Here is an 8616-nt window from a genome sequence, read left to right as displayed (position 1 = left end):
CCGAGCTTCCCGCCAAAACCCTCGTCTACTGCTCCGACGCGAGTCCGGCGGGCTTCGATCCGGCGCAATACACGAGCAGCGTCGAAAATTCGGCCGCGGCCTATACCGTCTATAACCGGCTCGTCGAATTCGAGCATGGCGGCACGAAGGTCGAACCGGGCCTGGCCGAGTCCTGGGAGGTTTCACCGGACGGCAGGACCTATACGTTCCATCTGCGCCACGGCGTGAAGTTTCAGACGACTTCGTTCTTCAAGCCGACGCGCGAGTTCGACGCCGATGACGTCGTCTTCACGTTCGAGCGCATGCGCGATCCGAACCAGCCGTTTCGCAAGGCCTATCCGGTAGCGTTTCCCTATTTCACGGACCTGCGCCTCGACAGGACCATCGAGCGCATCGAGCGGATAGACGCGTACACGGTGAGATTCAAACTGGCGTCCGTCAATGCACCGTTCCTTTCGCAGTTGGCGATGCCGTTTGCGTCCGTGCTCTCGGCCCAGTATGCGCAGCAACTGCTGAACGCGGGCAAGGCGTCGGAGATCAACAACGCTCCCGTCGGGACGGGGCCGTTCATTTTTCGCGGCTATACCAAAGATGCGTCGATCCGTTTCGACGGCAATCCCGATTACTGGAAGCCGGGCGCGGTGCGCTTGAGGCGGCTGATTTTCTCGATTACACCTGACGCCGGCGTGCGCGAACAGAAGCTCAAGCGCAACGAATGCCAGGTCATGACCTACCCGCGCCCGGCCGACCTCGCCTCGCTACAAGCCGATCCCGATTTGCAGGTGCCGTCGCAAGCCGGCTTCAATCTTGGCTATCTCGCCTACAACACGACGAAAAAACCGCTCGATAACGTCGACGTGCGCCGCGCGCTCGACATGGCGATCGACAAGCGCGCGATTCTGGCCGAGGTGTATCAGGGCGCGGGCGTGATCGCGAGCCATCCGATGCCGCCCACGCAGTGGTCTTACGACGAGTCGATCGCCGACGCGCCGCGCGGCATCGCAAAAGCAAAGCGGCTGCTCGCCGATGCCGGATTCAAGGACGGCTTCGAGATCACATTGTGGGCAATGCCGGTGCAGCGCGCTTACAACCCGAATGCGCGGCTCATGGCCGAGATGATCCAGGCGGATTGGGCGAAGATCGGCGTGAAGGCGAACATCGTGACCTACGAGTGGGGCGAATATGTGAAACGCGCGCACGCGGGCGAATACGACACGCTGCTGATCGGTTGGACGGGCGATTACGGCGACCCGGACAATTGGCTGGGCGTATTGCTGGGCTGCTCGGCCGTCGGCGGCAGCAACTTCGCGAGATGGTGTTACAAGCCGTTCGACGATCTGATCGTCAAGGCGCGGGAAACGACCGATACAACGGAGCGCACGAAACTCTACCTGCAGGCGCAACGCATTTTCGCCGATCAACGTCCGTTCACGCCGATCGCTCATTCGCTCGTCTATCAGCCGCTGCGCAAGGAGGTGACGGGCTTCAAGATCGATCCGTTCGGACCGACGCAGTTCTGGAACGTGGGCTTGCGTTAGCGCGCAGCCCGGGGGCCGAGGCGTTGGCCCGAATTGGGCCGGGCCCCCTTCTTGCGACCCGCGCCGGCGCTGGGGCCAACCCGCCATCATATATTTTCGACCGCTTGTTCGGGTAATCAAAGGTCAGTAATATCCGGCTACGCCGGCTAGCCGGACTACGACTTGGAGGAATGATGGAACTCAACAAACTGTTGCGTGCCGCGCGGGTCACCGCTCTCGCGGCCGCAGCCGTGACGGCCTCGCTTGGCGCCGCGACGATCTCGCAGGCCGCGACGATTCCCAACAAGACCCTCGTCTACTGCTCGGAAGGCAGTCCCGCCGGTTTCGATCCCGCGCAATACACGACCAGCGTCGATTTCAGCGCCAACACGTTTACCGTGTACAACCGCCTCGTCGAATTCGCGCGCGGCGGCACGAACATCGAGCCGGGGCTGGCGGAGAAATGGGAAGTCACGCCCGACGGCAAGACGTACACGTTCCATCTGCGCCACGGCGTCAAGTTCCAGACGACCTCGTTCTTCAAGCCCACGCGCGAATTCAATGCCGACGACGTGGTCTTTACGTTCGAGCGCATGCTCGATCCGAATCAGCCGTTTCGCAAGGCGTACAACGTATCGTTCCCGTACTTCACCGACATGGGCCTCGACAAGCTCATCAAGAAGGTCGAAAAGGTCGATCCGTATACGGTTCGCTTCGAGCTGAACGAGGTCAACGCGCCGTTCATCCAGAATCTGGCGATGGAATACGCGTCGATTCTGTCGGCCGAATACGCGGACCAGTTGCTGAAGGCCGGCAAGGCCTCCGACATCAACCAGTTCCCCGTCGGCACGGGCCCGTTCATCTTCCGCAGCTATACGAAGGACGCGACGATTCGTTTCGACGGCAACCCCGATTACTGGAAACCGAACACGGTCAAGGTCTCGAAGCTGATCTTTTCGATCACGGTCGATTCGAACGTGCGCGCCCAGAAGATCAAGCGCAACGAATGCCAGGTCATGAGCTATCCGAAGCCGGCCGACATCGCCACGCTCAAGAGCGACAGCAGTGTCGAGATGCCGAGTCAAGCCGGCTTCAACCTCGGCTATCTCGCCTACAACGTGCAGCATAAGCCGCTCGACAATGTCGACGTGCGGCGCGCACTCGACATGGCGATCAACAAGAAGGCCATTGTCGACTCGGTCTATCAGGGCGCGGGTCAGGCGGCGACGCATCCGATGCCGCCGACCGAGTGGTCCTACGCCAAGGACCTGAAGGCCGCCTCGTACGATCCTGCGAAGGCGAAGGCTTTGCTCGAGAAGGCCGGCTATCCGAACGGCTTTGAAATCGCGCTGTGGGCGATGCCCGTGCAGCGTCCCTACAACCCGAACGCGAAGCTGATGGCCGAAATGATCCAGTCGGACTGGGCGAAGATCGGTGTGAAGGCGAAGATCGTGACCTACGAGTGGGGCGAGTACATCAAGCGCGGCCATGCGGGCGAGCAAGACGCTTACCTCATCGGCTGGACCGGCGACAACGGCGACCCCGACAACTGGCTCGGGACGTTGCTGGGCTGCGAGGCGATCAACGGGAACAACTTCTCGAAGTGGTGCTACAAGCCGTTCGACGAGCTCGTGCAAAAGGGCCGGACGACGACGGACCGCGCGCAGCGCACGAAATACTACGAAGAGGCGCAAAAGATCTTCGCCGACCAGCTGCCGTTCTCGCCGATCGCGCACTCGACGGTCTATCAGCCGACGACGAAGAACGTCGTCGACATGAAGATCGATCCGCTCGGCTATACGCGTTTTGACGGGGTGAGCCTCAAGTAGCCGCCGGCGTCGCTCCGGTATGTTCGATGGACGTCATTTGCGGTAACCGGAAGGTGCCGCGATCGATCCGGCGACAGAGGACATGCGCCTCTCGTCGCCGGTCGCATTTTTCCCCACGCAGATCAAGGGGCGAACCATGTTCCGATTCGTTTTGCGCCGCGTGGGAATGGTGATACCGACTTTCATCGGCATCACCATTCTCGCGTTCGCGCTCATTCACCTCATTCCCGGCGATCCGATCGAAGTCATGATGGGCGAGCGCGGCGTCGATCCCGCGATGCACGCGGCGGCGCTGCACCGGCTCGGCCTCGACGAGCCGCTGCCGTTGCAGTACATCCACTACGTGTGGCGAGCCCTGCACGGCAATCTCGGCACATCGATCATCACGAACACGAGCGTGATGGGCGAGTTTCTTGCGCGTTTTCCGGCCACCGTCGAGCTGTCGATCTGCGCGATGGTGTTCGCACTCGTGCTGGGTCTGCCGGCGGGCATTTTCGCGGCGCTCAGGCGCGGCACCGTCGTCGACCACGGTGTCATGGGCACGGCGCTGGCCGGCTATTCGATGCCGATCTTCTGGTGGGGGTTGATTCTCATCATGCTGTTTTCGGTGACGCTCGGCTGGACACCGGTCTCGGGCCGCATCGCCGTGGAGTACGACATCCCGCGCGTCACGGGCTTTTTGCTCATCGATTCGCTGTTCGTGCCCGACGAAGGTTCGTTCGTCTCGGCCGTGAGCCACCTGATTCTCCCTTCGATCGTGCTCGGCACCATTCCGCTGGCCGTCGTGGCGCGCATGACGCGCTCGTCGATGCTCGAGGTGCTGCGCGAGGACTATATCCGCACGGCGCGCGCCAAGGGGCTCTCGCCGACGCGCATCGTCATCGTGCATGCCCTGCGCAATGCGCTGATTCCCGTCGTGACGGTGATCGGGCTGCAGGTCGGCACGTTGCTGGCCGGCGCGGTGTTGACCGAGACGCTCTTCTCGTGGCCCGGCATCGGCAAGTGGCTCATCGACGCGATCGGCCGGCGCGACTATCCGGTCGTGCAAGGCGGCATCCTGCTGATCGCCACGCTCGTCATCATCGTGAACCTTGCCGTCGATCTGCTGTACGGCGTGCTCAATCCGCGCATCCGTCACACGCGCTAGCGAGGCCCCGACATGGCAGACATACAAAACGCAATTCCCGAGGCCGTGACACCGGCGAGCGGCCGCAGGCTCGCCGCCCGCGAGTTCTGGCACAACTTCTCGCGCAATCGCGGCGCGGTGGCGGCCGGCGTCATCGTGCTCGTGTTCATCGTGCTCGCCGTCGCCGCGCCGATGGTCGCGCCGCATAGTCCCATCGAGCAATATCGCGAGTTCGTCAAGATTCCGCCCGCATGGCTCGCGGGCGGCAATTGGCACTTCGTGCTCGGCACGGACGAGGCGGGCCGCGATATCCTGTCCCGCCTCATCTACGGTGCGCGCATGTCGTTCTGGATCGGCTGCGTGTCGGTCGTGCTGGCGCTCATCCCGGGCATCGTGCTCGGGCTCGTCGCCGCCTTTTTCGACAAATGGGCCGATACGCCGATCATGCGCCTCATGGACGTGCTGCTCGCATTGCCCTCGCTGCTGCTCGCGGTGGCCGTCGTCGCCATCATCGGACCGGGTCTCGTCAACACGATGTTCGCGATCGCGATCGTCGCGCTGCCCGGCTATGTCCGCTTGACCCGGGCGTCGGCGCAAGGCGAGCTGCACAAGGAGTACGTGCTCGCCTCGCGCGTGGCTGGCGCGGGGACGTTGCGGCTCATGTTTTCGCAGGTGCTGCCCAATTGCACCGCACCGCTGATCGTGCAGGCGACGCTCGGCTTTTCGTCGGCTATTCTCGATGCGGCCGCGCTCGGTTTTCTCGGCCTCGGCGTTCAACCGCCGACGCCCGAGTGGGGCGCGATGCTCGCCTCCGCACGCGATTACATCGACAACGCCTGGTGGATCGTCACGATGCCGGGTCTCGCGATACTGATCTCGGTGCTGGCGATCAATCTGCTCGGAGACGGGTTGCGCGATGCGCTCGATCCCAAATTGAAACGGATGGGATGAATGGAACGACCTCCACACTCACCGCGGGACACTGCCATGCGCGACCTTCTGACGATCCGCAATCTGTCGGTCACGTTCGGCGGCGCGCCTGCCGTCGATGGCGTGAACTTCTCCATCGCACCGGGCGAGGTCGTCGGCGTCGTCGGCGAATCGGGCTCGGGCAAGAGCGTGACGATGATGGCCGTCATGGGGCTCATCGACGCACCGGGCATCGTGACGGCCGATGAGATCGCCTTCGACGGGCGCGATCTCATGAACGCCTCGCCCAAGGAGCGCCGCAAGACCGTGGGCAAGGACATCGCGATGGTGTTCCAGGACGCGCTGACGAGCCTCAATCCGAGTTATACGGTCGGCTACCAGATCAAGGAGGTCCTGCGGCTGCACGAGGGCCTGCGCGGCGCGGCGCTGGAAGCCCGCGCGCTCGAATTGCTCGATCAGGTCGGCATTCCCGATGTGAAAAACCGCCTCGGCGCGTTTCCGCATCAGCTCTCGGGCGGTATGAACCAGCGTGTCATGATCGCCATGGCCGTCGCCTGCAACCCGAAGCTGTTGATCGCCGACGAGCCGACGACGGCGCTCGATGTCACGATCCAGGCGCAGATCATGGACTTGCTCGTCAGCCTGCAAAAGCAGCGCGGGATGGCGCTCGTGCTGATCTCGCACGATCTTGCCGTCGTCTCGGAAGTCGCGCAGCGGGTTGCCGTGATGTACGCGGGCGAGATCATCGAGACGAATCGCGTTCCCGACATCTTCGCGAGCCCTCACCACCCGTATACCGAGGCGCTGCTCGCGGCCATTCCCGAGCATAATTTCGGCGCGAAGCGTCTCGCGGCGCTGCCGGGTATGGTGCCCGGCCGGGACGACCGGCCGCGAGGGTGCCTCTTCGCGCCGCGCTGCAAGTATGTCGTCGACGATTGCTGGAAAGGCCGGCCCGAACTCGCGGCGCTGGAAGCGGGCAACGACGGCATGCGTGCGCGCTGCATCAAGCCGCTCAATCTCGATTCGATTCGCTCGACCCACGGAGGCGCACGATGAACGCAGTACCCGAAGCACCGCGTGCGCCCGAGCGCGGCGACACCGTGCTCGTCGCCGAGGGGCTGACGAAACACTATCCGGTGCGTCGCGGTCTCTTCGGCCACGCCACGGTGAAAGCGCTCAACGACGTCTCGTTTGCGCTCTCGCGCGGCAAGACGCTGGCCGTCGTCGGCGAATCGGGCTGCGGCAAATCGACGCTTGCACGCCAGTTGACGATGATCGAGACACCCACCTCGGGGCGGCTCGTCATCGAGGGCGAGGACGTTGCCGGTGCGTCGCGCGAGCGCATTGCCCAGTTGCGCCGCCATGTGCAGATGGTTTTCCAGAACCCGTTCGCGTCGCTCAATCCGCGTAAGACCGTGGAGCAGACGCTCGGCGAGCCGCTTGCGATCAACTCGGCGCTCTCGGCGTCGGAGCGCGCCGGACGCGTCGCTCATATGATGCGCACGGTCGGGCTGCGGCCCGAGCATGCCAAGCGCTACCCGCATATGTTTTCGGGCGGGCAGCGCCAGCGCATCGCGATCGCGCGTGCGATGATTCTGGACCCGCGCATCCTCGTGGCGGACGAGCCCGTCTCCGCGCTCGACGTCTCGATCCAGGCGCAGATTCTGAATCTTTTCATGGACCTGCAAGAGCAGTTCAAGACGAGCTACGTGTTCATCTCGCACAACCTGGCCGTCGTCGAGCATATCGCCGACGACGTGATGGTCATGTATTTCGGCGGCATCGCCGAGCTTGGCCCCAAGCAGACGATCTTCGCCAATCCGCGCCATCCGTATACGCGCTCGCTGATGTCGGCGACGCCGGCCATTTTCGAGTCCGACCGGCGCATCCAGATCAAGCTGCAAGGCGAGTTGCCGTCGCCGCTCAATCCGCCGTCGGGCTGCACGTTCCATCAGCGTTGTCCGTATGCGATCGAGCAGTGCCGCGTCGAGGAGCCGCGCTTGCGGGACGTCGACGGGCGTCTCGTGGCTTGTCATCGCGCCGAGGAGGTGGGGGACGCGGATGCCTGATGCGCAGGCGGCGCGGCACGTGCGTGGCGGCGCGGCCGCCGGCATGCGGCGGCGCCGCTTGCGCGCGTTCGTGTTGGTGCTGCTGCTGTCGAACGCCGTCGACTGCGGGGCGCAGGCGGTGCTCGGGCTCGCGCGCGCGGTGGCCGGACCGAGCGGCACTGCGATGCCGCCGGTGCGTCTTCCGGGTTCGGCCGTTGCCGCGCCCCCGCCCCCGGCGGCGCCTGCTCCCGTCATTCCCGGGTTTCACGGGCCGCCCGAGGCGTCGAGCACGAGTGCGAGCGGGCCGGTCGTCGCGCAGCCCGCGCATATGCCGTTTTACGTGGCGACGAAGGGTACGACGACGATCTACGTGCTTGGCACGCTGCACGTCGGCGATCCGGCCGACTATCCGCCGAGCGCGCCGTTCAGACGGCCGATCCTGGCGGCGCTTGCCGCCGCCCCTACGCTCGCGCTGGAACTTTCGCCGGACGACCTCATTGCCTCGCAAGACGACGTATCGAAATACGGCGTGTGCAACTACGCTTGCCTTCCGCGGCTTTTACCGGCGCCGCTCATGCGCAAGCTCGCCGCGCGGCTGCGCGAGAACCCGGCCGCGCTGCGCGAGATCAAGAAGACGCGGCCGTGGCTCGCGGCACTGCTCGTCGAGACTTATGGATCGTTGAGCGCGGGTCTTCAGACCGAATATGGCACCGAGGCCCAGCTGCAAAACGTCTATCTGCGCTCGCGCGGCAAGGTGGTCGGTCTCGAGACGCTCGGCGAGCAGATGCGCGCGTTCACGAATCTGACGCTGGCCGAACAGCGCGAAATGCTCGCGCAGGATCTGGAGGAGACGCCGGAGCAGACGGTCGACGATGTCAAGACGCTTCACCGGCTCTGGCGCGTGGGCGATGCCGATGCCATTTCGGCGTGGGCCTCGGCGAAGTCCGAACGGCTCGCGTCGTCGAAGGCTGCTGCCCGCTCGCTCGACAACAAGATCGTCTTCGAGCGCAATCGCCGGTTCACGGCGCGCATGGTCCAGCTCGCCGCGCCCAATCGTCCGATATTCGTGGCGATCGGCGCGCTGCACCTGGGTGGGCCGAAGGGTGTCCTCGCGCTGCTGCGCGAGCGGGGGTTCGTCGTCGATCCGGCGTGATGGGCGCAGGTGC

General features: G+C 64.3%; 7 protein-coding genes. All 7 read left to right on the top strand.

The annotated features are described in order from the left end of the window. A partial coding sequence (locus tag VGL01_RS19075; protein ID WP_331572077.1) for an ABC transporter substrate-binding protein occupies positions 1–1538 on the top strand: 1538 nt, incomplete at its 5' end. A 173-nt stretch (positions 1539–1711) separates the two neighbouring features. Continuing rightward, a complete protein-coding gene (locus VGL01_RS19070) occupies positions 1712–3346 on the top strand; it encodes an ABC transporter substrate-binding protein (protein ID WP_331572083.1) in 1635 nt (544 codons plus the stop codon). 136 nt (positions 3347–3482) lie between these two features. After that, positions 3483–4493 (top strand): ABC transporter permease subunit, encoded by a 1011-nt coding sequence (locus VGL01_RS19065; protein WP_331572075.1) that lies wholly within the window; start codon positions 3483–3485, stop codon positions 4491–4493. Positions 4494–4505: 12 nt separating this feature from the next. Then, a complete protein-coding gene (locus VGL01_RS19060; protein WP_331572073.1) occupies positions 4506–5423 on the top strand; it encodes an ABC transporter permease subunit in 918 nt (305 codons plus the stop codon). Between the two features lie 36 nt (positions 5424–5459). Next, complete coding sequence (locus VGL01_RS19055) at positions 5460–6458, top strand: ABC transporter ATP-binding protein (protein WP_331572071.1); 999 nt, start codon at positions 5460–5462, stop codon at positions 6456–6458. Then, complete coding sequence (locus VGL01_RS19050; protein WP_331572069.1) at positions 6455–7471, top strand: peptide ABC transporter ATP-binding protein; 1017 nt, start codon at positions 6455–6457, stop codon at positions 7469–7471. The genes VGL01_RS19055 and VGL01_RS19050 overlap by 4 nt, the downstream gene beginning before the upstream one ends. Continuing rightward, positions 7464–8603: a TraB/GumN family protein gene (locus VGL01_RS19045; protein ID WP_414720299.1), complete on the top strand. Its 1140-nt coding sequence runs from the start codon at positions 7464–7466 to the stop codon at positions 8601–8603. The genes VGL01_RS19050 and VGL01_RS19045 overlap by 8 nt, the downstream gene beginning before the upstream one ends. Positions 8604–8616: the final 13 nt, after the last annotated feature.

This window comes from Trinickia sp., from assembly GCF_036503415.1.
GTDB lineage: Bacteria > Pseudomonadota > Gammaproteobacteria > Burkholderiales > Burkholderiaceae > Trinickia.
This window is presented reverse-complemented; position numbering and strand designations above follow the sequence as displayed.